The sequence below is a fragment of the Kitasatospora sp. P5_F3 genome (genome assembly GCF_054049135.1).
In genome coordinates this window covers 34,191-58,306 of record NZ_JBFUMY010000008.1, presented here as the reverse complement: position 1 = coordinate 58,306, position 24,116 = coordinate 34,191, and the positions used below count along the sequence as shown (strand labels likewise).

The following is a 24,116-nucleotide window of genomic DNA, read 5'->3' as shown; positions in this document are numbered from 1 at the left end:
CCTTTCAGCCCAGCCAGGGCAGCATCGGGCTGACCCAGCCGGAGGCGAGCAGAGCGGTGAGCACGAGTACGGCGGTGGCGGCCAGCGCCTCGGGCCAGCGGCGCGGCAGCATGCCGCCGGCGGCCCGGGCGGCGGCCCGCGCCTCGGCCCTGACCGGGTCGGCGGGCCGCAGCTCGCCGACCAGGTCGCGGATCAGCGGGATGCCGATCTGGCACTGCACCGCGAGGTAGAGACCGAGGCCCCAGTTGGGTGCAACTCCGTTGCGGGCGACGGCCAGGGCCAGCCCGACCCCGGCCGCGCCGACCGAGGCGCAGAGCCAGACCAGCGACACCACGACCACCTGGCGGGCCAGCCCGCCCGGCTTCGCCCGGCCGGCCCCGGTGGGCACCCAGGCCGCGCTGCGGCCGCGCAGGGTGTGCCAGAACGCGGCGCCCGCGGCCACGCTCATCAGCACGTTGGAGCGGATCACCTCGACCCGCCAGCGGGTCCGGCTGATCCGGGGCAGCAGGACGTGCCAGAGCCAGAGCGGGGCGAGCAGCGGCAGGACGTGCCAGGGCCGGATCTGGTCCGGATACCAGAACATCATCACCAGCGGCGGCAGTGGCGCCGCGAAGATGTTCACCGCCGTGGCGAGGTAGCCGACGATGCCCTCGTAGAAGCACAGCCGCATCCGCCAGGGCGCGCGGATCCGCTTGAGCTCGGGCGTGCTGAGCAGGTGCAGGTTGCCCATCGCCCAGCGGTACTGCTGGTTGACAAAGGAGGCGAGGTTGTCCGGCGAGGTGCCCTTGGCGACCAGCACCGGGACGTACAGGGTGCGGAACCCCTGGGCGTACAGGGCGAGTCCGGTGAACAGGTCCTCGCTGTGCTCCAGCTTGGCGAAGCCGTCGGCCGCGTCGATCGCGGTCCGCCGGTAGACGGCGTTGCTGCCGCAGCAGATCGCGGCGTCACTGGCGTCCCTGGAGGGCTGGATCCAGCGGAAGAACCACTCCTGGGCCGAACCGGCGGCGCGCTGGATCCAGCCCATCGTCTCGTCGGTGTCGAAGCACTGCGGGCTCTGCACGATGCCGGTCCTGGGGTCGGCGAAGTACGGCACCAGGTGGCGCAGGAAGTCCGGCCGGGGCGCGAAGTCGGCGTCCAGGATGGCGATGTACTCCGCCGAGCTCAGGGTGAGCACGTGGTTCAGGTTGCCGGCCTTCTTGAGGTGCCCGCGGTTCGGGCGCACCACGTACTCGTAGCCGTACTCGGCCGCCAGACCCGCCACCTCGGTGCGGTCACCGTCGTCCAGCACCCAGACCGTCAGCGCGCCCGGCCAGTCGATCGCGGCGACCGCCCGGTAGGCGTTCTCCAGCACGTCCAGCGGCTCCCCGCAGGTCGGCAAGTACAGGTCCACCGTGGGTAGTTCGGCCGGGTGCCAGGCGTTCACCAGCACCTCGTGGGACTGCCTGGTCAGCCGGCGCTGGCGCAGGCTGTTGACCGAGGAGAGCGCGAGTGCGACCAGGTTGAGGCCGAGTACGGCCAGGAAGGCCCAGAGGGCCGGGGTGCGCAGCGAGAAGGTGAGCATGGTCGCCGCGGTGAACACGAAGGCGAGCGAGGTGCAGATCAGCACCCAGCGGCGCTGTGGCCCGAAATACCAGTAGAGCTCCTGATCGGAAGGAGGTTGAGGAAGGTGATGCACAGTCATGAGGCCCCCACAGCCGCGTCTCTGACAGCAGACGGGGGTACAGTAGCGCAATTGGTATAGACCATTGGACCAGCGACCAAGGGGTGGATGACCGGCCGGCCGGAGTACCCACGGCCGGTGATCAGTGCACCCGGCGGACCGGTGCGCGGCGGGAATCAGCAGGTCATCGCCGGATTAACAGTCCGCCAACTTCGGCCCGGGGCCCGGCCGGACGGCGCTCGCGGCGCACTCGTCCACCACCGCCGTTCGCATGCTGTGCATCTCGCGAAGGCAGACGTTCACTCAGCCGCCCACGGGCGACACACCGATGTCACAGTCCGCCACCGACGGCGGTCAGTGCCCGCCGCGCGGCCGGTTGCAGCCACCCTCGACGTACACCCCGTGCGCCTCGACCACGACCGGCGGTCCGACCTTGCCGGTGATGCACGGGCCGATGCCGGGGAGCATGAAGGTGAAGCCCAGCGCGCCCGCCGACCCTTCGACGAGGTGCTCCCGCCCCGGATACCCGAGCCCCGCGAGGACGTCGGAGACGGCGTCCGCACCAAGCGGCGCCTTCGCTGCCCGCTGGGTCAGTGCGGCGGTGATCCGCTTGGCGTGGGCCCCGCCCCGGCACTCCGCCTCCGGGGTCATCCGCACAGTGGTCAGATAGGCGTGGTTCTCCGCGTACTTGGCCGCCTCCGGGTCCGGACTGCCGGTCCCGCTCGGCGTCGTGCTGGACGTCGCGCTCGGACCTGACGCCACGTCGGCGCAGGCCGCCGCCACCTCGGGGAACGCCCGGTCGTGCTCCGCCTTGGCGAGCTTCGCCTGCTCCTCGTACGAGGACACCGGGGACGGCACCGCAGGCCTGCTCGCCGCAGGCCCGTCCGGCGCAGGAACGCTCCCACAGCCGGCCAGCACCAGCATCCCGACCAGCACCGCAGGCACAGCTCGCCTCACCGGAAACCCCCGTCTCTCGTTCAGGCCATTGTCCCGACGGCCCGCCCGCCGATCATGAGTACCCGTACTCAGATCCGCAGACGGGCCGTCCGGATCGGTCAGTAGGGCTTGACCAGGACGTGCGCGGCGCCGGGGATGCCGACCTTCAGCAGCTCGTCCTCCTCGGGCGTGGTCGGCGTGCCGGTCTCCTGCTTGAGCACCGCCCGGGAGATGTTCTGCACCCACATCGCGCGCGGGCGGCGGCGGGCCTCCCAGGCGGCCAGCGCTGCGGGGACGTCGGTCGCCGCGTCCAGGGACTGGGCCAGCACCAGGGCGTCCTCGACGGCCATCGCCGCGCCCTGGGCGATGTGCGGGGTGGAGGCGTGCGCGGCGTCGCCGGCCAGCACCACCCGGCCCACGTGCCAGGGCTCCTCGACCGTCACCTGGGAGATCCGCGAGTAGACCACCGCGGCCGGGTCGGTGACCTGGGTGAGCGCCTCGGCGACCGGCCCGCCGAAGCCGGCGAGCCGCTCGGCCAGCTGCTCGTGCGCCCGCTCCGGGTCGGGCCGGAAGTCCTCGGACTCGGCGAACACCGCGCCCAGGTACATCAGTTCCTCGGTGATCGGCGTCAGCAGTGCCTTGGCGGTCCGGTCGCCGGTGCTCATCACCACGCCCTGCACCTCGCTCTGCCGGGGCACGGTGACCCGCCAGTTGGCGAAGCCGGTGTACTCGGGCGCGTAGCGCTCGCCGTACAGCCGCTGCCGCAGCGGGGAGCCGATGCCGTCGAAGCCGACCACCAGGTCCCAGCGCCCGGTGCTGCCGTCGGAGAGGGTGACCTCCACCCCCGCGCCGTCGTCGGCCAGTTCGGTGATGGTGGTGCCGAAGCTGATCTCGGCACCCGCCGCGACGGCGGCCGCGCCGAGCACCGCGGCCAGCGCGGGGCGCGGGATGCCGTTGCAGGCCGGCCCGTCGGCCATCCGCGGCTGCGGGATCTTGGCCAGGGTGTTGCCGACCGGGTCGTTGATGGTCAGGGTGTCCCACTCGAAGCCCGCCGCCAGGCAGTCGGCGAGCACGCCGATCTCGCCCATCACGTGCAGGGCGTTGGAGGGCTGGATGATGCCGACGCCGAGGGCGTCCAGCTCGCCGCGCAGCTCGGCGACGCGGACCAGGTGGCCGCGCTGGGCGAGTGCGGTGGCCAGCGTGAGGCCGCCGATGCCGCCGCCGTGGATCAGGACGCGCAGGGGTGTTGCCATGTCAGGTCTCTCCGGGGGAGGTGAGTGGGCCGGGCTGAAGGTATGTCAGCCGACGGGGACGGGCTCGGGCAGGGCCATCAGGTGGTCGACCAGGGCGAGCAGCGCGTCCTTGCCGAACGCCCGCTCGCGGACGTCGCCGATCAGCAGCGGGATCCCCGGGTCGAGGTCGAGCGCGGCCCTGATCTCCTGCGCGGTCCGGGTGTTGTGGCCGTGGAAGCAGTTGATCGCGACCACGAACGGGATGCCCCGGCTCTCGAAGAAGTCGATCGAGGCGAAGCTGCTCTCCAGCCGACGGGTGTCGGCGATCACCACACCGCCGAGCGCTCCGTTGACCAGGTCGTTCCACATGAACCAGAACCGCTCCTGGCCCGGCGTGCCGAACAGGTAGACCACCAGCTCGGGGCTGACCGTGATCCGGCCGAAGTCCAGGGCCACCGTGGTGGTGTCCTTCTGGTTGATGCCCGAGAGGTCGTCCACGCTCTCACCGGCCCGGGTCAGGTACTCCTCGGTGCGCAGCGGCGCGACCTCGCTGACCGCGCCGACCATGGTGGTCTTGCCCACGCCGAAGCCGCCCGCGATCAGGATCTTCACGGCGGCCTGGGCCACCTGGCTGTCTGTCATCTCACTCACAGGGGGTATCTCGACCGGCCGCGCGGCGGGGGCCGGCGGCCGGTCGGTGGGGCGGGAGGTGAAAGGGGGTCAGAGTCGCCGCAGGCCTTCGCGGACGGCAGTCAGCAGGCCGAGGTCCGCGCGGCCGCCGACGGCGACCGCGAGCGGCGCCCGCGCGAGCAGCAGGCCCTGGGAGACCAGGTCGGCGACCAGGATCTTGGCCAGCGAGACCGGCAGCCGCAGTTCGGCGGCCACCTCGGCCAGGGCCGCGGAACGCCGACATCGCTCCAGCACCACCCGGTGCTCGGGCTGCAGCCCGCGCGCCGACGGCCGGGCCGGGGCCCCGAACTCGTCGCTCTGCTCCCGGACGGTGGTCAGCACCGTGATCAGACTGAAGTCGTCCCGCTCCGGAGCCGTGCGGCCCCGGGTCACGGTGTACGGACGCACCATCGAGTCGGCGGCGTCCTCCTCGGCCTCGTCGGCCACCGGGTCCCGGTACCAGTGCGGCGGCGAGGTCACCCCCGACCACCACCACGGGCCCCGAAGGCGTCGAAGTCGCCGCGGGCCGGCGTGCTGAGCTTCTGGCCGACCTGCTGCACCAGCTTGTGCATGGCCAGCGACATCACCTCGGCGTCGACCTCCTGGGAGGCGGTCACCGCCAGGTGGGTGCCCTGGCCGGCCGTGATGATGAACAGCCACAACTCGGCCAGCTCGACGATGACCTGGTGCACCGGACCGCCGTCGAAGAGCTGTCCGACGCCACGGGCCAGGCTCTGCTGCCCGGTGGCGACGGCGGCCAGGCGCTCCGCGTCCGCGCGGTCGATGGTCCGCGAGTGACTGACCACCAGGCCGTCGTCGGAGAGCAGGACGGCGTTTCTGGTCCCGGACACCGAGTCCACGAGGCCGTCGAGCAGCCAGTCGAGATCCTGATGGGTGGCGGTGGTGCGCGTCATGACCGGTCTTCCGTCGTAGGGGTGGGCAGATCCTGCCCGCTGTGGTCGAGCGGCGCCGCCGGGTTCTCCCGGGCGGCCCTGGAGCGTCGCTGGAACGCTCCGATCGCTGCTCCGGCCCGTCGGGGGGCCGGTCGGAGCAGCGGGTTCTCGTCCCAACGGGGCGGCTTCGGGCGGGTGTTCGACTCCTCCGGGGCGAGCCGCAGCTCGTCCACCAGGCTGGCCTGCCGGACCCGGCGCGGCAGCGGCGGCTCCGCCTCCGGCTCGGCGGGCGTCCGGGCCTGCTGCTGGTACGGCAGGCCGCTGTAGCCGTGCTCGGCCGGCGGGAACGGGTCGGCGGCGGGGAACGGAGCGGCCGCCGGGAACGGGTCCGCAGCTGGGAAGGGGGTCGGCTGCGGGAACGGGCCTGCCTGCGGGAACGGGTCGCCGTACAGCTCGGGCCTGTACGGGCCGTCCTGCCGCGGTTCCGGCCCGCCGTACGGCAGTTCGGCCACCGGACGGTACGACTCCTGGCCGCTCTGCACCGCGCGGGGCAGTTCGGGAGCGGTCGCCCTGGCCATCGCCTCGCCCCGCGAGCGGGTCGGCAGCACCTCGGCGGAGGTGACGTCCGGCACCACGTGCATGCCGGGCGGGCCGACCAGCAGGGTGTCCGGCAGCAGCAGGATCGCCCGGGTGCCGCCGAAGGCGGACTGCCGGAACTCGACCCGCAGCCCGTGCTGGGCGGCCAGCCGGGCGACCACGTGGAAGCCGAGCCGGATGTCCTCGGTCCTGGCCAGCACGTCCAGCCGCGGCGGACGGCTCATCAGGTCGTTGGCGGCGGCCAGCTGCTCCTCGTCCATGCCGAGGCCGCGGTCCTCCACCTCGATCGCCAGGCCCCGGCCGACCGTGCCGGCCCGGACCTCCACCGGGGTCGGCGGCGGCGAGAAGGTCAGCGCGTTCTCGACCAGCTCGGCGACCACGTGCGCGACCGGGCCGACCGCCCGCTCGGACAGCCAGGGGCTGCCGTCCAGGTCGAGCACCACCCGGGTGTAGTCCTGTACCTCGCCCTGGGCGGCGCGCAGCACGTCCAGCAGCGGGACCGGCTTCCGCCAGCGCCGGTGCGGGGTGCCGCCGGCCAGGATGACCAGGTTCTCCTCGTAACGGCGCAGCCGGGCGGTCAGGTGGTCGAGGTCGAACAGACCCTCCAGCACCTCCGGGTCCTCATGGCGTCGCTCCAGCTCGTCCAGCTTGCGCAGCTGCTGACCGATCAGCAGCTGGGTACGGCGGGCGATCCGCTGCAGCAGCTTCTCGAAGCCGCGGTGCTGGTCGGCCTGCCGGACGGCCGCCGCGATCGCGCTGGCGCGGGCCAGGTTGAGCGCGTGGCCGAGCCGGGCGAGTTCGTCCCCGGTGCCCTGCGGCTCCTGCTCGATGGCGGCCGCCTCGGCCGCCAGATCGATCTGCTCGCCCTGGGCCAGCCGCTCCACCACCTCGGGCAGGCTGCGCTCCAACTGCTCGGCCTGCTCCTGGAGTTCGGTGATCCGGCGACGCATCGAGCGGGTCAGCCGCCAGGTCGTGACGATCACCGCGATGACCGCGAACAGGCCGATCACGCTGGTCAGCACCACGGTCAGCAGCAGATGGGTGATGGAGCCGAGGCCGACCTCGACCACACCACTGGTCCTGCTCTCCATCAGGGCGACCAGCTTGGGCGTCAGCTGGTCCATCGCCTGACGCCACTTCTGCTGGTTCGGCGCCAGCGGCACGGTGCCGGCGCCGTCGGCCGCGGTGGGCTTCAGCAGGGACTGCTCGACCTCGGTCTTGGCCTGCCAGGCCGGGCTGTTGACGATCTCCTGCCACATCGCCGCCTCGGCCGGCTTCAGGTAGGGGACCACCTCGGTGCCGTAGCGGAACGGCTGCTCGTGCACCGCCTGCTGGACCTGCTGGTAGTCCTGGACCGAGAGCCGTCCGACCGGCCAGCCACGGGCCAGCAGCGCGTCCGAACGGGAGATCATCTCCTTGGTCCAGAACAGCGCGACCAGCGGCTGCGAGATCGTGGTGACCTTGCCGTCGTCGACGTGGCTGAGCGCGCCGAACAGCCGCAGGTCGACCGCGATCAGGTCGGTGTAGTAGCGGTAGACGGTCGCCTGCCGGTCGGCCGAGCCGCCCTCGTCCACGGCGGCCCGCTGCGAGGCAAGCTGCCCCATCGCCTGCCGGGCCTGGAGCACCGCGTCGCGTACCTCGGTGGGTGCGTCGTCGGTGGCGATGTCGGACAGCTTCTGGAAGGTGCCGATCGCCTCGTCGGTCTTGCGCCGCTGCTCGCGCAGCTGGTCGGTGACGCTGCCGGGCTTGGCGATCGACTCGGCGCTGAGCCGGCGCTCCTCCTGGAGGTTGTAGTACACGATGTTGGACGGCTGGCCGGCCTGCTGGGCCAACTGCCCCTGGGCGGCCATCCGCTGGAAGTTGACGAAGGTCTCACCCGTCGTCACCGCCCAGAGGGCGGCCAACGCGAGACCGGGGACGATGGCCAGGATCAGCAGTGCGGACCGTAGTGACAACCGGGACCGGCGGCGGCCGGGCCGGCCACCCCGTCGGGCTGCCGTGGGGGGCGACGACTCGGCCGCCGACCCCTGGTTCGTTGGGGCGATCCGCCGAGACGCACGCGCGCGCAGGGCATTCTCCTTGGAGACGGCGGCGGTCGCGGAGGACCGACCTTGTCCGGTAAGAACATTGACGGATGGATATTAGTCATATCGAATAACAACCACGAAACCTCGCGCCAAAGTTCACGGGCCGTCACATTCTTCCCACCCCTCGTTCGTTCACCAGCCATCTCACCGCCGGCCCCGCGCCCCGGATCGCCGTGCGATCCCACTGCCGCACGTCAGCGCTGGTCAGCCCACCCCTGAGGGGCCATCACCCTCGGCTCGCCCACGCCTTCCGCACCTCGCTCCACCGACCGACCAGGGGCTTTCCGGGCCCCGACCGCCGCCATCCGCCCGTAACTCGCCGTGCACACGCCTAGGCCGGGTCACTCCGGGCGGTGGGCGGTGACCAGCCAGGCCGCGCTGCGCAGCCGGACGGCACCGTCCCGCTCGTGACCGCGCAGCACGGCGACCAGATCGGCCCGGGCCCGCTCCCGAGCCGCCGGGCCGACCTGGCCGGCCAGGTGGCGGCCCGGTCCCGAGTCGAGCAGGAAGTCCGCCACCTCCTCGGCGTCGCTCCCCCAGGTCCCGTACGCCTCGGCCGCGGCCACCGTGATGCCGGTGAACCCGGCAGCGGCCAGCACCTCCCGCACCCGGCCGGAGTCCGCCAGCGAGAACATCCCCGGCCCGCCCGGCGTACCGAAACCACCGGTCGGCAGATGGGCGCCGAGCGCCGCCATCGCCTGGAGCCACTCGTTGCGCTCGGCAGCCGCGGAGCAGACGAACGCGAGCCGGCCGCCAGGGCGCAGCGCCCGGATGATGTTGCCGAAGGCGGCCACCGGGTCGGCGAAGAACATCACCCCGAAGCGGCTGATCGCGGCATCGAAGGCGGCGGGTCCCAGTGGGTGGGTCTGGGCGTCCGCCTGCTCGAATTCGACATTCGCCATCTCCTCCTGCCGGGCGGACTCCCGGGCGCGGGCCAGCATCGGCGCGGAGAGGTCCAGCCCCAAGGCGCTCCCGTGCCCGGCCCGGCGCGCGGCCAGGCGGGTGGTGCTACCGGCCCCGCACCCGATGTCCAGTACGCGGTCCCCCGCTCCGACGGCGGCGGCGGTGAGCAGCGGCTCGTCGAAGCCCGCGTTCACGGCGTCCCAGCGGTCCTGGTGCCGGGCCCAGTGAGCTCCTTCGTGGCCGTTCCAGGCCTGGTGCTGTTCGGCATTGGCAGTGGTTCGCATGGATCCGCCTCCTGCTGGCTGGGCGCCCGAGGCTAGTATGGGCGCGTGCCCAAACAGTATGGGCATGCGCCCAAACTGACAATCCCTCAGGAGAGATCTCATGTCACCGCGTGGAGTGGCGATTCCCGACATCCGCGAGCGCCTGTTCACCGCAGCCGAAGAGGTGCTGACCCGCGAGGGCCCCGGCGCCCTGACCAGCCGGGCCATCACCGGCGAGGCTGGCTGCGCCAAGGGCATGCTGCACGCCCACTTCGCCGGACTCGACGAGTTCGTCGCCGAGTTGGTCCTCGACCGCTTCGCCCGGGCCGCCCACCAGGCCGAGGACCTCCAGCACCGGGTCGGCCGGGCGACCGTCCCCGAGAACCTCCACGGCGTCGCCCTCGCCCTGCTGTCCTCCGCCGGCCCCACCCTGGCCGGCCTCGCCCTCACCCGCCCCGGCGCCGCCGAGCAGATCCGGCAGGCCCTGGCAGCCGGCGCCCCCGGCTTCGCCGCCGTCCAGGACGCAATCACCAGCTACCTCGACCGCGAACAGCAACACGGCCGCCTCCCCACCACCACAGACTCCCCCACCGTCGCCCTGGCTCTGGTCGGCACCGTCCACCACCTCCTGATGACCGGTCAGAGCGGCAGCCCGGACGCCCACGACCAGATCGAGCGCCTCACCACCCTGCTCACCGCCACTGGCCCCGGCTGAGCCGCGCGCTGACGGTGGAGAGCAGCGGCGCCCGACTGACTAGGGTGCTCGGATGCAGCGACTGGCGTTCTTCGATCTTGACGGCACGCTTATTGACCGCGATGCCGCATTCGCCGTCTGGGTCGGGGAGTTCGTCAGTGACTGGACGCTTGACGAGAGAGCGCGCGACTGGCTGACGCTTGAGGATGGCCGCCATACCGGTCCGATGGGCGGCTTCTTCGACAAGGTGCGTGAGCGGTTCGGCCTTGGCGAGTCGGTGGAACACCTCTGGGGCCAGTACCGCAAGCGGATGCCGGAGCTGGTTGTGTGCCGGCCTTCTGCCCTCGCGGCGCTACGTGAACTCCGTGACGCCGGGTGGAGGGTCGCGATAGTCACCAACGGTACGCAGGACAATCAGCTGGCCAAGATCCAGCGCACCGGCCTCGCCGACCTGGTCGATTCCTGGTGCATCTCGGAAGAGGCCGGCGTCCGCAAGCCCCACCCGGAGATCTTCCGAATGGCCGCCCAACGCTGCGGAACCCTGATCGACCACGGGGGCTGGATGGTCGGCGACAGCCTGTCCGCCGACATCGAGGGTGGGCAGGCTGCGGGACTCCGCACCATCTGGCTTCGCGGACGCCGAGCATCGGACCAACGCTCCGTCAGCGTCACCCCTGAGTTCACTGTTGGCTCAGTGCCCGAGGCAGTGCAGGTCATCCGCCGGGCACAACCCCAACCGGTCGAGCCCAGCCAGCGCCGTCCCAGCCGACACACTCCCTAGAGCCAGGCCACCAGGTGCGGCAGTGCGTTGCCGGGGTCGCCCCCAGCGGCTGCCGCCGGGCGCAGTTCGACCAGCTTGACCGGAACCGCGTTCGGGACCAGGTCGATCCGGTGGATCGACTCGATGCCGTCGATAGCCGACAGATAGGCAAGCGCCTTACCGTCCGGGGAGAGCACCGCCCCCCAGACGAACTGCTGCCCGGCCGGCAGCAGCGCCGCCACGCCCTCGACCCGGCCAAAGTCGGCTGCGAACCCGACCCGGTAGAGGTTGTCCCGTGTCCCGCAGAGCAGTTGGCGGCCGTCGAGCCAGAGCCTGGGGAGGCAGCCGACCGGCACCTTTTCCGAACCGGGCACGGTCTGGCGGCCCGGCGTGGCCGCACCGAGCAACCGCGGTTCCACGATGCCGTCGACGCCTCCGGCCAACTGGTCGGCGCGCCACAGCACCGCGTACTGCTGGGCGTAGCCGGCCGCCACCTCGCCGCCGGGAGCGACCGAGACTCCCTCGGCCTTGGTGTCGAACGGGCGCCCCAGCCACAGGCGGTCGCCATGCAGGGCGAAGTCCTCGCCGGGCGCCGTACCCCGGACGACCGGGTCGGCGCCATGCACGGCGAGATCACGGCTGGTCAATTTCCGGCCCGCGGTCTCGTACCAGAGAACGGAGGAGCCCTCCTGGAAGAGCGGTCGCCGGTCCTCCCCCGGTCCGTCGGCCGACGCGGTGGAGCCCACCTGCCCGCCGGGCAGAGTGAATGCGGCCGCCCGCTTCATCGCGCCCTCACTCGGCGCCAGGGTCCCGGCGATCAGCGAGAAGTCGGCGTTGAACGCCTGCCGGTCGGCGGCCGCCGAGACGGTGATGCCCAGGGTCGGTTCGCAGATCGCGGCACTGGTGGCCCGGTCCGGCAGGGTGGCGATCCGGCGGGCCTCCTCTCTGCCGTCGGTGGCCGAGAGGGCGGTGACGGTCACCATGTGCACCTTGCCGTCCGCCATGGTCGGCGACGGCGCGGCCCACTGCTCGCAGGTGGCGACCACCAGCCGGCCTGGCCCCGCGAACGGCGGCCCGGTGGGCGCCGGGGCGGCGCCTCCGCCAGGACTCGTGCAACCGCTCAGCACCAGGATGGTCGCGGCGAGCAGCGCGGCAGCCGGGACGGCGCTTCTGCGGGCAGGCGGGCGTACGGTCACTGCTCTCCTCAAGCTCAAGCTGATTTGATCATCGGACGGTATCCGAACACGCCGTCAGCCGCGCGGGGATTCAGGACGGTGAGCGTGGCCGGCGTACGGCCGCCTCGACGCCCAGCTCAGCCGCCGCCACCGGGAGTTGCCGCCGCAGCTTCCTCGACGGCGGCCGGGTCTACGCCGAGCTCTGGAGCCTCACCCTGGCCTGATCCCGCACTGCCGTACGAAGCGGAACGATCACATTCGGTCTCTTGCGGTCCTTTGCCCCGACAGTCGACCGAACCCCGTAATCATGATCCTCGGAAGCAGTCAGCCGGTCTGGGGGGATCCGTCAGTGTTCGCCACACCGATCACCGTGCCGCCGTTCCACGTCTCGTAGCGCAGGCACGCGCTCTCACCCGCGTCAGGTGCACCGGCCGGACAGGCCGATTCGCCTGACGCGCTTTTGCGGTGAACTCGCGCCCCGGCAGGCCCGGCGGGCGCCTTTCCTCGAGGAGTAGCCATGCCTGATCTCGCAGCACCACCCGCCCCGACGTCGAGCCTGTCCACCCGGGCGGCCAGGCAGCTGGCCACCACCACCAAGTCCGAACCACAGATGCAGAGCATCACCTCCCGCAACCTGCTGCGGGCGATGCCCTGGGTGGACGTCGCCGCCGGCACCTACCGGGTCAACCGGCGGCTGACCCTGCGGACCGGTGCCGGGCGGGTGCTCTTCGTCCAGCAGGGTGCCGACCAAGTCCGGGTCGTCCCCGCCTCGTTGGACGCGCTCCCCGCCCTGCGCGACTACCCCGACCAGGACGTACTCGCCGAGATCGCCGCCCGGTTCGAGCCCCGGCACGTCCGGCCCGGCGACCTCCTCGCCCACCAGGGACAGCCGGTCGAGGAGGTCTTCCTGATCGCCCACGGCCGGCTCGAACGGATCGTCGCCGGGAAGTACGGCGAGGCCCAACTCCTGGGCGTGGTCACCGACGGCGCCCACCTGGGCGACGAGGCCCACCTGCGCCCCGGAGCCGAGTGGTCGGCCACCCTCAGGGCCGCCACCGAGGCCACCGTCCTCGCACTGCCCTGGGCCGGGTACCGGGAGATCCTCGACCGCACTCCCTCCCTCCGGGCACACGCCGACGCCTTCCGGGCCCGCGCGAAGCGCGCCGTCAACCGCAAGGGCGAGGCCGAGATCGAGCTGAGCGCCGGCCACCGGGGCGAGCCACAGCTGCCCACCACCTTCGTCGACTACGAACTCGCGCCCCGTGAGTACGAGTTGTCGCTCGCTCAGACCGTGCTCCAGGTCCACACCCGGGTCGCGGACCTCTACAACGACCCGATGGACCAGCTGCAGCAGCAGCTGCGGCTGACCGTGGAGGAGCTCCGCGAGCGGCAGGAACACGAGATCGTCAACAACCGCGAGTTCGGCCTGCTGCACAACGCCGCCTACGAGCAGCGGATCTCCACCCGCAGCGGCCCGCCCACCCCCGACGACCTCGACCAGCTGCTCGCCATGCGCCGCTCCACCCACGCGTTCTTCGCCCATCCCAAGGTGATCGCGGCGTTCTTCGCCGAGTGCAACAAGCGCGGCCTCTACCCCGACCCCGCCGAGGTCAACGGCCGTACGGTGCCCGCCTGGCGAAACGTTCCTTTCTACCCCTGCTCCAAGATCCCGGTCTCCGACGCCCACACCTCCACCGTCATGGCGATGCGCTTCGGCGAGAAGGAGCAGGGCGTCATCGGCCTGCGCCCGCAGGAGCTGCCCGAAGAGGTGGAGTCCGGGCTGAACGTCCGCTTCATGGGCATGAACCAACAGGCCGTCATGCGCTACCTGGTCACCGCCTACTTCTCCGCCGCCGTCCTGGTCCCCGACGCCCTCGGGCTGCTCGAGAACTGCCAGATCGGGGCAGCGGCGTGATCGACTCCACCGACCTGCAGCGCATCCTGCGCGGCCCCAGCGGCCTGGGCACCCAGAGCCTCTACCTGACCCGGCCTCAGCCGGCGCCCGCCCCGCCCGCCCCGGCCGCCCCGGCCGTCCCGGCCTCGTCGCCGTCCGAACAGGGCCGTCCGGCGCCCGGGGACCCGGTTCCCGGCCTGTACTTCCACCCCGTCGCCGAGCCCGACCCCGCCCGGGTCGAGGAGGTCAGCCGGCGCATCAAGGCCTGGGCCGTGGAGGAGGTCCAGCTCTTTCCCCCGGAGTGGGAGGACCAGTTCGACGGCTTCGCCCTCGGCAGCTACATGACGGTCTGTCACCCCGACGCCCCCACCGTCGACCACCTGATGATCGCCACTCGCCTGATGGCCGCCGAGAACGTCCTCGACGACACCTACTGCGAGGACCACGGCGGCTCCCCGGTCGGCCTCGGCGGACGCCTGCTGCTCGCCCACACCGCACTCGACGACCTCCACACCACGCCCGAGTACCGGCCCGCCTGGGAGGAGTCCCTACAGGCCGACGCTCCCCGGCGGGCCTACCGCTCCGCCATGCAGTACTTCACCGAGGCCGCCACCCCCTCCCAGGCCGACCGCTACCGCCACGACATGGCCCGGCTGCACATGGGCTACCTCGCCGAGGCGGCCTGGGACCAGACCGAGTACGTCCCACAGGTGTGGGAGTACCTGGCGATGCGTCAGTTCAACAGCTTCCGGCCCTGCCCCACCCTCACCGACACCATCGGCGGCTACGAACTGGCCACCGATCTGCACGCCCAGCCGGCCCTGCAACGCGCCATCGCCCTCGCGGCCAACGCGACCACCGTGATGAACGACCTCTACTCGTACACCAAGGAACTCGCCAGCCCGGGCCTGCACGTCAACCTGCCCGTGGTGCTGGCCCACCACGAGAACCTCACCGACCGCGAGGCGTACCTCAAGGCCATCCGGATCCACAACGACCTGATGCACGCCTTCGAGGCCGAGGCCGCCGCGCTCGCCGCCGCCTGCCCCGTCCCGACCCTGCTGCGCTACCTGCGCGGCGTCGCGGTCTGGATCGACGGCAACCACCACTGGCACCGCACCAACACCTACCGCTACACCCTGCCCGACTTCTGGTAGCCCAAAAGGAGACCCCCATGACCACCACCGTTCCCAACGCCGCCATCCCCGCTCCCGCCACCAGCTACCAGGGCGACATCGCCCGCTACTGGGACCACGAGGCCCGCCCCGTCAATCTGCGCCTCGGTGACGTCGACGGCCTCTACCACCACCACTACGGCATCGGCGACGTCGACCACGCCGCCCTGGAGGCGGGCCCGGCCGCCGAGCGCGAGGAGCGGCTCGTCACCGAGCTGCACCGCCTGGAGTCCGCCCAGACCGACGTCCTGCTGGACCACCTCGGTCCGATCCGCGCCGACGACACCCTGGTCGACGCCGGCTGCGGCCGCGGCGGCTCCATGGTGATGGCCCATCAGCGCTTCAACTGCACCGTCGAGGGCGTCACCCTCTCCGCCAAGCAGGCCGACTTCGGCAACCAGCGCGCCCGCGACCTCGGCATCGACCACGCCGTCCGCTCCCGGGTCGCCAACATGCTCCACATGCCGTTCGAAACCGGCCAGGCCGCCGCCTCCTGGAACAACGAGTCCAGCATGTACGTGGACCTCGAGGACCTCTTCGCCGAGCACGCCCGCGTCCTCGCCCAGGGCGGCCGCTACGTGACCATCACCGGCTGCTGGAACCCCGTCTACGGCCAGCCGTCCAAGTGGGTCTCCCAGATCAACGCCCACTTCGAGTGCAACATCCACTCCCGCCGCGAGTACCTCCGCGCGATGGCCGACAACCGCCTCGTCCCCCAGACCATCATCGACCTCACCCCCGCGACCCTGCCCTACTGGGAGCTCCGCGCCACCTCCTCCCTGGTCACCGGCATCGAGGAGGCCTTCATCAACTCCTACAAGGACGGCTCCTTCCAGTACCTCCTGATCGCGGCCGACCGCGTCTGACCCACGGTCAGCAGGCACCTCCGGGCACGGAAGCCGGTCCCTCCTCGGACGGCTCCCGTGCCCGTCCGTTTCCCATTACCGGGGCGACCTCGCCGGAAGAACTCGACCCCTGCCCGGCGATCACCGCACACGCCGTCGGCGTTCAGCAGTGGTCATGGACGGGACTCGTAGCGTGCGCCGGGTCTCGGCCAGTTGGGGTCAATGAAGTCGGGGCGGTCGATCCGGTGGAAGCAGCGGACCAAAAACTCGGTGAAGGTCCCGGCGGTCTCGAACCACTCGCCCTCGTCACTGCTGATGATGATCCGCCACTCGGCGGGATCGCCCTCGACTGCGCGGAAGAAGTACCGGCTGCCATGCTCGTCGCTTCCCCACAGCATTAGAACGCCTGAGTTGACGTCGGACTCGTCCACATCCCACCAGCCCTCGGCGATCTCGCCGTACCAGGCCGGCCGCTCAGGTGGGGGTCCCCAATAGCGCTCCAGCTCGGCCGGTGTGGTGTCCATCGGACGGTCAATTGTTAGATAGCCGTCCACCGAACCGGGTCCGTACAGATCGAGGAATGCCTTGAAGTCGGCCGGCAGCCGGAAGCCGAGGTACCGCTCACTGGCATCCCAGATCGCGGGCCTGACCCAACCCCAGCACGCCGGTTCCCCGAGCTGCACGCACAGCTTCTCCAGCGCGGTTCGGCTGTCCGCGCCAGGGCGGGGAGTTACTGCGGTCAGCACTGCCACAGGAACACGGCCTGTGCGCAGGGCTCGCACGCGAAGGCGTAGGCCTCGCCGCGGCCGCCGAAGTTCATCGCGGTGGCGTGGTCCCGTCCTTCCTCGAGTTGGACGACGAGCCTCATCTCCCGCGCGCAGGTCGGGCAGGCAGGGGTCTCGTCGTTCTGCAGCCACGCGGGCTGCCCGCCCAGCTGACCGAGGATGTCCAGAGGAGTCCGGCCCGGCTGGCCCACCCACTCCTTGCAGGCCTGGCCGTAATCCACCGCCGTCGACGGAGCCTCGTACGCGACGGCGCTCACAGCACCGAGCAAGACCGGCTCCTGGTCGTCATCCTCGTCCAGCGTGGGCACCGGGATCGGCTGGAGCGCGGCCGCGGCAGGGAAGATCAGCGCCCGGTTCCCGCCCGCCTGCGGATCCCACTCCTCGCACATGCCCGGATCGTTCTGGCACATGAACAGGGCGAGCACGTCCCGCCCCTCGGCAGGGCCCTCGCCCGCGTGGCGACCGAGGTCGTCGAGGAGTACCTGGGCCAGGAACTGCATCGGTCCGTCGCAGGTGGAGCACTGAGGCCAGGCAGTCCCGGCCGGGGCCAGGGGCACCCCACCGGTGCGGGTGACCATTGCGTTGGGCTCGGTGGTGCCCGCGTACGTCATCAGGGTCGTCATCACAGTTGGCGACTGTACGACAGGCCGCTGCCATCGTCTCGGCTCCGACATCGACCTGCGAAACCGCGGCCTGGTTCGGACGGGTCATGGCGCATGTCGGAGCAGCGAGTCAGCTCGCTCTGGCAGGCGTAGGTAAACACATCGCCTGGTACCTGACCGAGGATCAGGGCAGGAAACACTACGAGACCGACACCTTCGCGGGATCAGACAGCGTCCACGATGCGGAGCACCACTTCGGCGCCACCCGGTACGTCGGCACCGATCAGGTGTTCCGACTCGGCGGAGTCCGAGTGGAGGCATTCTCCGGGCTGAAGGCCGACCTGTTCGAGCTGCTGACGGCACACCAGGTCGAGCAGTACCGACGGCATGCCTACGAGCTGCGCGGAAAACTGCAGCGCAGCGGCGACGAACAGTGGCAGGCAGTCTCGTTCGGCGACGGCGGCAGCCTGCTCGCAATCCGGATCGTGCCCTAGCCGACCGGTATGGGCTGCACTCTTGGGATTGGGGACTCGCCGGGGACCACGCGTTGTGTGCCGCTGCCTCCGAGGCGCCACTTCATGAACGAACAGCGCGGGCTGTCTACCGTCTGACGTGCAGTCATCTGCTCCAGAGGGCGACTGGGGGTTCAGGGGCGGGGCTGCTGATTCGCTGCAGACCGCTCCACTGTGCGCCACGACAAGGTCCGATCACCAGTCAGCGAGGGGTGGGCCGACCGTCGTAGTCGGTGGTCCCCGCGTCGAGGAGCGGTGATCCGGCGGAGTGCTTCATGTGGGCCGGGGCCAGCAGGCGCAGCACGTGATAGCCCGTCAGGACGATCAGGGTGCCGAGCGCGATGCCGCTCAGTTCGAAGGTGTCGGTGAACTCGAGCGTGACGTTGCCGATGCCGATGATGACGCCTGCTGCCACCGGGACCAGGTGCAGGGGGTTGGCGAGGTCGACCCGGTTGTTGACCCAGATCTGGGCGCCGAGCAGGCCGATCATCCCGTACAGCACCACCGTGATCCCGCCCAGCACCCCGCCGGGGATGGCGGCGACCACTGCACCGAACTTCGGGCACAGACCGAACAGGATCGCGAAGCCCGCCGCACACCAGTAGGCCGCCGTCGAGTACACCCGGGTCGCCGCCATCACCCCGATGTTCTCGGCGTACGTCGTCGTCGCCGGGCCGCCGACCGCCGTCGACATGACGGTGGCGGCGCCGTCGGCCATGATCGCGACGCCCATCCGGTCGTCCAGCTGATCGCCCGTCATCTCGCCCACCGCCTTCACGTGCCCGGCGTTCTCCGCGATCAGCGCCACCACCACCGGCAGCGCGACCAGCACCGCCGAGAGCGAGAAGCTCGGCGCGTGCAGGGACGGCAGGCCGATCCAGTCCGCGTGCTCGACACCCGACAGATCGAGCCGCCAGTGATCGGTGACCTGGCCCGCGCCGTTCGCCGAGTGGATCTGCCCGAAGACCCGGTCGAGCACCCAGGAGATCCCGTACCCGAAGACCAGCCCGAGGAAGATCGCGATCCGCGACCAGAAACCGCGCAGCGCCACCAGCGCGAACCCGGTGAAGAACACGGTGAGCAGCGCCGCCCACTGGTCCTGCGGCCAGTACGTCCCGGCCGCCACCGGCGCCAGGTTGAAGCCGATCAGCATCACCACCGCACCGGTCACCACCGGCGGCAGGACGGCGTGGATCACCCGCGCCCCCAGCGCCTGCACCGCCGCACCGCACGCCGCCAGCACCACACCGACCACCAGCAGCGCACCGGTCAGCGTCGCCGCGTCCCCGCCCTGGGTTTTGATCACCGCCGCCACGCCGACGAAGGAGAGGCTGCTGCCCAGGTAGCTCGGAATCCGACCACCCGTCACCAACAGGAAGAAGACGGTCGCCGCACCCGACACCATCACCGCGAGGTTCGGATCCAGCCCCATCAGCACCGGCGCGACGAAGGTCGCCCCGAACATCGCCACCACGTGCTGCGCCCCGAGCCCGACAGTCCGCCCCCAGGACAGCCGCTCGTCGGGCCGCACCACCGCCCCCGGCCCCGGGCTCCGGCCGTCCCCGTGCAGCTTCCACCCGAAGCCGGCCATGGTCACACTCCTCCTCCGCAGGTGCCCGAACGCGGGCAGAGCAGAGAATCAGCTGATCATGTCCGGCTCACCGACACCAAACCTGCCGTGCCGACGCCACGGCCCAGGCCACCGAGTTCGAGGTCCTGATCCCATAACTGTGGTCACGGTTCAGCGGTTCGGGCGCAACTTGCGCGAGTCCCTGCAGGAGCCGGAGAGCCTCACCGAACTGGGTATCGAGGTGCGGGCGGCGGCGGAGGACCTCGATGGCCACACCATGATCGGCCGCGTCGCGATCCGGCAGATGCGCAACATCGCCGAACTCGTCTCCGACCAGCAGTCAGAATCTATCGTCAGGAGCACTATCCCAGCCTCGAGTTGTTGCGAGTTTCCAAGATCACGGGGAAGGTTCATGCCATGCCCACCCCTCCTGATCCCTCCGTCCTGTACCCCGAGGTCGCGGCCTGCGGCAGCCTCGCCGCAGCACTCCAGGTCGCATCGGCGGACCGTCTCAGTGCCGTCCCCGTCACCTCCCCGGACTTCGCTCCGCTGCTCCACGCGGCCGTCGCAAGCACTCTGCCGCACCGCGGCCCGCTGGAGATCAGCGCGTGGTCGCACGACCGGCGCTGGTCGATTCGGGGCACGGACCTGTTTCAGGGTCTATCCCTCATCGACGGCCTGACAGACGACCTGGCGGAGGTCGCCAGGGCTGCCCGGGCATGGCACGACGGGGCGGCCCTGGAGAACATCCGGAGGGCGGCACCCTTCGTGCACCTGACCGGCCGGTTCGAGGTGCCCGACCACGATCCCGCGCGACTGACGGAATCCGAGTGGCAGGGTAAGCGTCAGGAGGCGGCCGATTTGGAGTACGACTGGCAGGAGCCGTACCAAGCCCTGATCGAGGCGGCTTACGCCGAGCCGGCACTGCGCGCCCTCTACCCGTTCACGAGCCACTGGGCGCTGCGCTTCTCGACCACCACCCGCCCGGACCTCACCGTCGTCGGCCCCTGCCTGACTGCGGGCAGCGACAGCACGTACGGGCTGGGCAGGGGTTTCATCACTCCGGACCTCGGCCTGTTCGCCACAGCGCACGAGGCCGTGGCAGTGGCCGTGCGCCATCTGCCACCCGGACTCGGCCCGATCGCCCTCGACGGCTGACTGACCCGGGACAACCGCTTCGCGCCAAGGGTCCGGAGCGATCTCGGACAACGAGGTCTCCGGGCCGGTCGAGCCAGGGCCGCGGCCAGGCTCGCACGTTCCGGTGGAAGGCAGGCTCCCCCGCGACGGAGCTGGAGAAGGGCGTGTCGAACGAGGTCCGGCCACAGCGCGGCGGGCACGAGCGGTTGTACGAGCTTGCGATGCGCGGGATGTCCTGCCTGATCCCTGTGGAGGCGGCCGTGTGGCCCGTCTTCCCGGTCGAGGAGTTGCGGGACTGGCTGGTCGACAACGGCTTCGCCCCGATGGCGGAACGGCCGGACGGCGCAGACGCGGTGGTGGATTTCGCCCAGGCGCTGGAGGCTCTCCAGGAGCCCCGGCAGGCCGGTCGTGAGAGAGCTAGGAAGTGCTCACGGCTGCGGTGGTCGTCGTGGCGGTCACTTCGGAGACGAGGGGCACCATGCGCCCCTCGGTCGGGTCCTGGGTGGCGATCGTGTCCGCGTCGGCCGCGCCGGACGGGAGCCTCAGCCGCAGGTGGGAGGTACTCATCTTGGCCTTCGCCTGAGCAACCGTCAGGCCGATCAGCTCGGGTACGACCACCGGGACCCCGGTGGTCGCCGCGAGCAGGTCCTTGCGCGCCGACTCGGCGCTGCGGGAGGAGAAGTAGAACGCGATCACGCCTGATGACATCGCGACGATGGCGCCGAGCAGCAGCATCTTGATGTCTTTGTCAGTGGTGTCGTAGAGGCTGGCGACCGCGAGGACCACCAGGGCGATCACCAGCACAAGCGCGATGGCACTGCGCACGATCCCGGACTTGGCCGGGTTCGAGCCCTTGCTCACCTGGTAGCCGAGGGCGACGAGGGCGAGCAGGGCGGCGAGCGCGAACATGCCCCAGATCGGTGCAGCGGACCCGCTTCCCACACCGCCCGAAGCGGGATTCGGGGACGGGGTGGGAGTAGCGGAGGCATCAGCCCCCGGGACGGCCAGTACCTCGACGATCGCCTGAACGAGTTGGAGTGCCATGGTCGGAGATTAGGGGCAGATTGTCCCATTTCGTCCTCAAGAGACCTCCACCCCGCCCCCCGTTGCCCGGAACGGCGCAGCTCCCGCAGTGGCGTCAGCAGTGCCGGATCACCGGCTGCCAGAGCGCGGCGTGCCGCACGCCGGGACGGTGTGTCCCGACCTCGGCCGCGCGGGTCGAGCGGGTGAAGGCCTCGGTCACGGCGATCAGCCAGGCGGTCTCGGCCTCGATGCTGGCCTGCACCTCGTGCGCGGCGTACGGGACGGGCGGCCCCGCCAGGTACGGCAGCCCGGCCTTGGCGGCGGCCAGCGCGGCCGCGATGCACGCCGCCTCCGCCCGCGCCGCCGCGTTGCCGCCCGTGCCCTGCCGGCCGGCGGTCGCCACCGCCCAGGTGTGCACCCCTGGGTGGACGTAGGGGCGCAGCGCGAGCCGGCCGTCGTGGATCTCGATGATGCGGCGGTACAGCGCGAACTCCGCTCCGCGCGGAAAGACCGGGCAGAGCCGGACGGTGGGCGTGGAGAGCGCGATCTCGGGCACCGCGCGGTGCAGGGCGGCCCAGAGCGGGCCGATCCGCCGGTACGCCGTCCAGGCCCGCACCCAGCGGACCGGTGCCGCGGTCACACCCGGCTGCCGTGTCGAGGGCGGTGCAGGGCCAGCGAGGCGAACAACTCGGCTTCCTGCTCCTCGAGTTCGGTGTAGACCGTACGCCCGAGGACTCGGTGCACCAGCTCGTCGGAGAGGTTGGGCAGGAGCGCCTGCGCGGCTCCGGCGCTGAGCTCCCCGGTTCCCACGTGACCGGAGAGCAGATGGCCCAACTCGTGCAGCAGGATGTGCTGCTGGTGCAGCGCCGTGGTGGCGCTCGGGTAGCCGATGTAGTCGGCTCGGTCCGTGGTGACCAGCAGGCCACAGGGGGTACGGCCGCGGACCGGCAGTTGGATCAGCTCGATCGGCCGCCCGCGCCGCTCGGCCAGTGCGGCCACCAGCTCCTCCGGGTCGAAGGGTGCCGACAGCGGGAGGGCCTCCACCATCCGCCGACATCGGCGCCAGAGCATCCGTCGCCGCCGGTCCATGTGTAACCGCACAGTCCTACCCCCAGGCCCGGTCCGATCACGGTCAGCGATGCCCGACGCGCTGAGAGCGATCCTAGGCGTGTGAAGGTCTGATGGACAGTCATTCGGATTAGTGTGATCCGGCCTCTCTGCGGGCGATGATCTCGATCATGTCGCTGATCGTCCCGAGCCCCTCGGGCGAGAGCGAGACGGCCCGCAGCGCCACGTCGCGGACACCCGCATCCCGCAGTGCGCCCAGCAGTTGGAGCTCCTCGGCGATCCGGGCGCTCTGCTCGTCGTCGAAGAAGTAGGCCGGGGGCACCTGGAAGAACTGCGCCAGTGCCTCCAGGTGGCGCTTGGTCGGATTGTCCCGACGGCCTGTTCTGAGCTGCCAGAGATAGGTCGCGGAGAAGGTCTCGCCGGTGGCCTCACGGCAGGCCCGGGCGACCTCCTCGTTGCGGTACGGCTCGCGGTCGGGGCCTCGCACCACCTCGAAGAGCCGGTCGATCCGGTCGGCGAGCGTGGCGGCTCCGGATCGGGGCACCGCGCACCTCCCTTGCTCGTTCCATCGCTGCGCCGCGAGCGCGGCCGGAGCCCGACAGCTCCGTCGCCCCATCCTAGTTGGCCACCGGCCGGAACCACCCCGGTCGGCCGTGCCCCGCTCGCCCGGCCGACGGCCACCAGCCGTGCCCGCCGGACCTGTTGACGCCTCGGCGGAGAGCTGTCAACCTGCGAGGGCTCCGTCTGAGATGAATGACAACACCAAGTCCCGTTCATCTGGGACTGGTTGGACACTCCAGCAGGGAGGAGCGTGCCGGATGGCCCTCGACAAGGCGGTCGAGGCGGACCGACCACTGCGCGCGGTGCTGGGGCGCTACGCGACCGGGGTCGCCGTGGTGACCACCCGCCACCGGGGACGGCCCGCGGGCCTGACCGTGAACTCCTTCACCTCGGTCTCGCTGGAGCCACCACTCGTGCTCTGGTGCCTGCAGCGGTCCTCCACCAGCCAGGCCGCGTTCACCGGCGCCGACCACTTCGCGGTCCACCTGCTCGCCGCCGACCAGCGCGATCTCGCCGTCCGCTTCGCCGGACCCGGCGACCGCTTCGCCGGGCTGCGCACCGAGGCCGGCCGGTACGGGCTGCCCCGGCTGGACGGCACTGTCGCGACCCTGATCTGCCACCGCGACCGCACCGTCCCGGCCGGCGACCACCTGATCCTGATCGGTCGCGTCCTGGAGCACCGGGCCACCTCCGGAGCCCCGCTGCTGTTCGTCGACGGCGGCTTCCACGCCGGACCTGACGGATCATCAACTCGGCTTCCCCACTGTTGACATGAGCGTGGCCCCGTTCCATGCTGATGGGCGTCGCGACAGCTGAGATGAAAATTCGAAGCCAAGTGATTCACACCTGCTCGTTCTCTGTCAGCCCGAGGGAAGGACACACCATGAAGAAGATCGTCATCCGCAAGGCCGGCCCGGTCCGCCTGACCAGCTCGGCCCAGACCATGTACGGCTGCGGCTGCGACGCCTGAGGCCTCAACGCCCTCTGACGGGGTCGGCCGCTCCGGCGGCCGGCCCCGTCAACCACACACGGACCCGGCAACCACCCGGCCGGACCCGGCAACCACACCGCCCAG

General features: G+C 71.1%; 24 protein-coding genes and 1 pseudogene. 9 read left to right on the top strand and 16 right to left on the bottom strand.

All coding sequences use genetic code 11. The features are described from left to right. Positions 1-4: 4 nt before the first annotated feature. The 8 genes from ACXJMZ_RS06695 to ACXJMZ_RS06660 all read right to left on the bottom strand — a co-directional run bounded on the left by ACXJMZ_RS06695 (position 5) and on the right by ACXJMZ_RS06660 (position 9,261). Positions 5-1,681 carry a glycosyltransferase family 2 protein gene (locus tag ACXJMZ_RS06695; RefSeq protein ID WP_457029030.1) on the bottom strand — a complete coding sequence of 559 codons (1,677 nt, stop codon included), beginning with the start codon at positions 1,679-1,681 and terminating at the stop codon, positions 5-7. 333 nt (positions 1,682-2,014) lie between these two features. Continuing rightward, a complete protein-coding gene (locus tag ACXJMZ_RS06690) occupies positions 2,015-2,617 on the bottom strand; it encodes a hypothetical protein (protein WP_457029029.1) in 603 nt (200 codons plus the stop codon). A 98-nt stretch (positions 2,618-2,715) separates the two neighbouring features. Beyond that, positions 2,716-3,849: an FAD-dependent monooxygenase gene (locus ACXJMZ_RS06685; protein WP_457029028.1), complete on the bottom strand. Its 1,134-nt coding sequence runs from the start codon at positions 3,847-3,849 to the stop codon at positions 2,716-2,718. Positions 3,850-3,894: 45 nt separating this feature from the next. Beyond that, positions 3,895-4,470 (bottom strand): GTP-binding protein, encoded by a 576-nt coding sequence (locus ACXJMZ_RS06680; protein ID WP_457029027.1) that lies wholly within the window; start codon positions 4,468-4,470, stop codon positions 3,895-3,897. Between the two features lie 78 nt (positions 4,471-4,548). Further along, positions 4,549-4,977 carry a DUF742 domain-containing protein gene (locus ACXJMZ_RS06675; protein ID WP_457029026.1) on the bottom strand — a complete coding sequence of 143 codons (429 nt, stop codon included), beginning with the start codon at positions 4,975-4,977 and terminating at the stop codon, positions 4,549-4,551. Beyond that, positions 4,974-5,411, bottom strand: coding sequence for a roadblock/LC7 domain-containing protein (locus ACXJMZ_RS06670; protein WP_457029025.1), 438 nt, complete (start codon positions 5,409-5,411; stop codon positions 4,974-4,976). Before ACXJMZ_RS06670 ends, ACXJMZ_RS06675 begins: the two co-directional genes overlap by 4 nt. Further along, complete coding sequence (locus ACXJMZ_RS06665; RefSeq protein WP_457029024.1) at positions 5,408-7,942, bottom strand: nitrate- and nitrite sensing domain-containing protein; 2,535 nt, start codon at positions 7,940-7,942, stop codon at positions 5,408-5,410. The genes ACXJMZ_RS06670 and ACXJMZ_RS06665 overlap by 4 nt, the downstream gene beginning before the upstream one ends. A gap of 473 nt (positions 7,943-8,415) precedes the next feature. Continuing rightward, positions 8,416-9,261, bottom strand: coding sequence for a class I SAM-dependent methyltransferase (locus ACXJMZ_RS06660; RefSeq protein ID WP_457029023.1), 846 nt, complete (start codon positions 9,259-9,261; stop codon positions 8,416-8,418). Positions 9,262-9,361: 100 nt separating this feature from the next. Here ACXJMZ_RS06660 and ACXJMZ_RS06655 point away from each other — a divergent pair, with 100 nt between their 5' ends. Both ACXJMZ_RS06655 and ACXJMZ_RS06650 read left to right on the top strand, forming a co-directional pair. Beyond that, the gene (locus ACXJMZ_RS06655) at positions 9,362-9,955 is read left to right on the top strand and encodes a TetR/AcrR family transcriptional regulator (protein ID WP_457029022.1); all 594 of its coding nucleotides are present in this window, start codon (positions 9,362-9,364) and stop codon (positions 9,953-9,955) included. A 52-nt stretch (positions 9,956-10,007) separates the two neighbouring features. Further along, positions 10,008-10,715 (top strand): HAD family hydrolase, encoded by a 708-nt coding sequence (locus tag ACXJMZ_RS06650; protein WP_457029021.1) that lies wholly within the window; start codon positions 10,008-10,010, stop codon positions 10,713-10,715. On the opposite strand, the gene ACXJMZ_RS06645 is transcribed toward ACXJMZ_RS06650, so the two are convergent. Beyond that, on the bottom strand, positions 10,712-11,890 hold the full coding sequence (locus ACXJMZ_RS06645) for a hypothetical protein (protein ID WP_457029020.1): 1,179 nt from the start codon (positions 11,888-11,890) through the stop codon (positions 10,712-10,714). The genes ACXJMZ_RS06650 and ACXJMZ_RS06645 overlap by 4 nt on opposite strands. A 496-nt stretch (positions 11,891-12,386) precedes the next feature. Between ACXJMZ_RS06645 and ACXJMZ_RS06640 the strand changes: the two genes are divergently transcribed. The 3 genes and pseudogenes from ACXJMZ_RS06640 to ACXJMZ_RS06630 all read left to right on the top strand — a co-directional run bounded on the left by ACXJMZ_RS06640 (position 12,387) and on the right by ACXJMZ_RS06630 (position 15,804). Next, a complete protein-coding gene (locus tag ACXJMZ_RS06640) occupies positions 12,387-13,784 on the top strand; it encodes a family 2B encapsulin nanocompartment shell protein (protein WP_457029019.1) in 1,398 nt (465 codons plus the stop codon). Then, positions 13,727-14,920 (top strand): annotated as a pseudogene (locus ACXJMZ_RS06635) (family 2 encapsulin nanocompartment cargo protein terpene cyclase); the annotation flags it as partial. The gene ACXJMZ_RS06640 and the pseudogene ACXJMZ_RS06635, both read left to right, overlap by 58 nt. Before the next feature lie 17 nt (positions 14,921-14,937). Next, entirely contained in the window at positions 14,938-15,804 is an 867-nt protein-coding gene (locus ACXJMZ_RS06630; protein WP_457029018.1) for a geranyl diphosphate 2-C-methyltransferase, read from the top strand. 152 nt (positions 15,805-15,956) lie between these two features. Here the strand turns inward: ACXJMZ_RS06630 and ACXJMZ_RS06625 are convergent, their stop codons facing one another. Together ACXJMZ_RS06625 and ACXJMZ_RS06620 are read right to left on the bottom strand one after the other, a co-directional pair. Next, positions 15,957-16,466, bottom strand: coding sequence for an SMI1/KNR4 family protein (locus tag ACXJMZ_RS06625; RefSeq protein ID WP_457029017.1), 510 nt, complete (start codon positions 16,464-16,466; stop codon positions 15,957-15,959). Between the two features lie 56 nt (positions 16,467-16,522). After that, positions 16,523-17,146: a DUF1963 domain-containing protein gene (locus tag ACXJMZ_RS06620; protein WP_457029097.1), complete on the bottom strand. Its 624-nt coding sequence runs from the start codon at positions 17,144-17,146 to the stop codon at positions 16,523-16,525. Positions 17,147-17,196: 50 nt separating this feature from the next. On the opposite strand from ACXJMZ_RS06620, the gene ACXJMZ_RS06615 reads away from it, so the two are divergent. Then, a complete protein-coding gene (locus ACXJMZ_RS06615) occupies positions 17,197-17,664 on the top strand; it encodes a hypothetical protein (protein WP_457029016.1) in 468 nt (155 codons plus the stop codon). Between the two features lie 220 nt (positions 17,665-17,884). On the opposite strand, the gene ACXJMZ_RS06610 is transcribed toward ACXJMZ_RS06615, so the two are convergent. After that, the gene (locus ACXJMZ_RS06610) at positions 17,885-19,273 is read right to left on the bottom strand and encodes a uracil-xanthine permease family protein (protein WP_457029015.1); all 1,389 of its coding nucleotides are present in this window, start codon (positions 19,271-19,273) and stop codon (positions 17,885-17,887) included. Between the two features lie 360 nt (positions 19,274-19,633). Here ACXJMZ_RS06610 and ACXJMZ_RS06605 point away from each other — a divergent pair, with 360 nt between their 5' ends. Continuing rightward, the gene (locus tag ACXJMZ_RS06605) at positions 19,634-20,410 is read left to right on the top strand and encodes a DUF6193 family natural product biosynthesis protein (protein ID WP_457029014.1); all 777 of its coding nucleotides are present in this window, start codon (positions 19,634-19,636) and stop codon (positions 20,408-20,410) included. A gap of 396 nt (positions 20,411-20,806) precedes the next feature. On the opposite strand, the gene ACXJMZ_RS06600 is transcribed toward ACXJMZ_RS06605, so the two are convergent. From ACXJMZ_RS06600 to ACXJMZ_RS06585, 4 genes are all read right to left on the bottom strand, one after another. Further along, positions 20,807-21,298, bottom strand: coding sequence for a hypothetical protein (locus ACXJMZ_RS06600; protein ID WP_457029013.1), 492 nt, complete (start codon positions 21,296-21,298; stop codon positions 20,807-20,809). A gap of 229 nt (positions 21,299-21,527) precedes the next feature. After that, positions 21,528-22,052: an MAB_1171c family putative transporter gene (locus ACXJMZ_RS06595; protein ID WP_457029012.1), complete on the bottom strand. Its 525-nt coding sequence runs from the start codon at positions 22,050-22,052 to the stop codon at positions 21,528-21,530. After that, positions 22,049-22,501, bottom strand: coding sequence for a hypothetical protein (locus ACXJMZ_RS06590; protein ID WP_057228797.1), 453 nt, complete (start codon positions 22,499-22,501; stop codon positions 22,049-22,051). The genes ACXJMZ_RS06595 and ACXJMZ_RS06590 overlap by 4 nt, the downstream gene beginning before the upstream one ends. Before the next feature lie 109 nt (positions 22,502-22,610). Continuing rightward, on the bottom strand, positions 22,611-23,024 hold the full coding sequence (locus ACXJMZ_RS06585) for an XRE family transcriptional regulator (protein WP_457029011.1): 414 nt from the start codon (positions 23,022-23,024) through the stop codon (positions 22,611-22,613). A 274-nt stretch (positions 23,025-23,298) separates the two neighbouring features. Here ACXJMZ_RS06585 and ACXJMZ_RS06580 point away from each other — a divergent pair, with 274 nt between their 5' ends. Both ACXJMZ_RS06580 and ACXJMZ_RS06575 read left to right on the top strand, forming a co-directional pair. Beyond that, entirely contained in the window at positions 23,299-23,811 is a 513-nt protein-coding gene (locus tag ACXJMZ_RS06580) for a flavin reductase family protein (protein ID WP_457029010.1), read from the top strand. A 20-nt stretch (positions 23,812-23,831) separates the two neighbouring features. Further along, entirely contained in the window at positions 23,832-24,011 is a 180-nt protein-coding gene (locus ACXJMZ_RS06575) for a hypothetical protein (RefSeq protein ID WP_457029009.1), read from the top strand. Positions 24,012-24,116: the final 105 nt, after the last annotated feature.

Excerpts from the sequence above, each read along its gene's own strand:
- ACXJMZ_RS06575 (WP_457029009.1), top strand. The coding sequence starts at position 23,832 with ATGCTGATGGGCGTCGCGACAGCTGAGATGAAAATTCGAAGCCAAGTG.
- ACXJMZ_RS06655 (WP_457029022.1), top strand. The coding sequence starts at position 9,362 with ATGTCACCGCGTGGAGTGGCGATTCCCGACATCCGCGAGCGCCTGTTC.
- ACXJMZ_RS06590 (WP_057228797.1), bottom strand. The coding sequence starts at position 22,501 with ATGGACCGGCGGCGACGGATGCTCTGGCGCCGATGTCGGCGGATGGTG.
- ACXJMZ_RS06670 (WP_457029025.1), bottom strand. The coding sequence starts at position 5,411 with ATGACGCGCACCACCGCCACCCATCAGGATCTCGACTGGCTGCTCGAC.
- ACXJMZ_RS06580 (WP_457029010.1), top strand. The coding sequence starts at position 23,299 with ATGGCCCTCGACAAGGCGGTCGAGGCGGACCGACCACTGCGCGCGGTG.
- ACXJMZ_RS06660 (WP_457029023.1), bottom strand. The coding sequence starts at position 9,261 with ATGCGAACCACTGCCAATGCCGAACAGCACCAGGCCTGGAACGGCCAC.
- ACXJMZ_RS06685 (WP_457029028.1), bottom strand. The coding sequence starts at position 3,849 with ATGGCAACACCCCTGCGCGTCCTGATCCACGGCGGCGGCATCGGCGGC.
- ACXJMZ_RS06610 (WP_457029015.1), bottom strand. The coding sequence starts at position 19,273 with ATGGCCGGCTTCGGGTGGAAGCTGCACGGGGACGGCCGGAGCCCGGGG.
- ACXJMZ_RS06650 (WP_457029021.1), top strand. The coding sequence starts at position 10,008 with ATGCAGCGACTGGCGTTCTTCGATCTTGACGGCACGCTTATTGACCGC.
- ACXJMZ_RS06640 (WP_457029019.1), top strand. The coding sequence starts at position 12,387 with ATGCCTGATCTCGCAGCACCACCCGCCCCGACGTCGAGCCTGTCCACC.
- ACXJMZ_RS06695 (WP_457029030.1), bottom strand. The coding sequence starts at position 1,681 with ATGACTGTGCATCACCTTCCTCAACCTCCTTCCGATCAGGAGCTCTAC.
- ACXJMZ_RS06630 (WP_457029018.1), top strand. The coding sequence starts at position 14,938 with ATGACCACCACCGTTCCCAACGCCGCCATCCCCGCTCCCGCCACCAGC.
- ACXJMZ_RS06620 (WP_457029097.1), bottom strand. The coding sequence starts at position 17,146 with ATGGTCACCCGCACCGGTGGGGTGCCCCTGGCCCCGGCCGGGACTGCC.
- ACXJMZ_RS06680 (WP_457029027.1), bottom strand. The coding sequence starts at position 4,470 with ATGACAGACAGCCAGGTGGCCCAGGCCGCCGTGAAGATCCTGATCGCG.
- ACXJMZ_RS06600 (WP_457029013.1), bottom strand. The coding sequence starts at position 21,298 with ATGTTCGCGCTCGCCGCCCTGCTCGCCCTCGTCGCCCTCGGCTACCAG.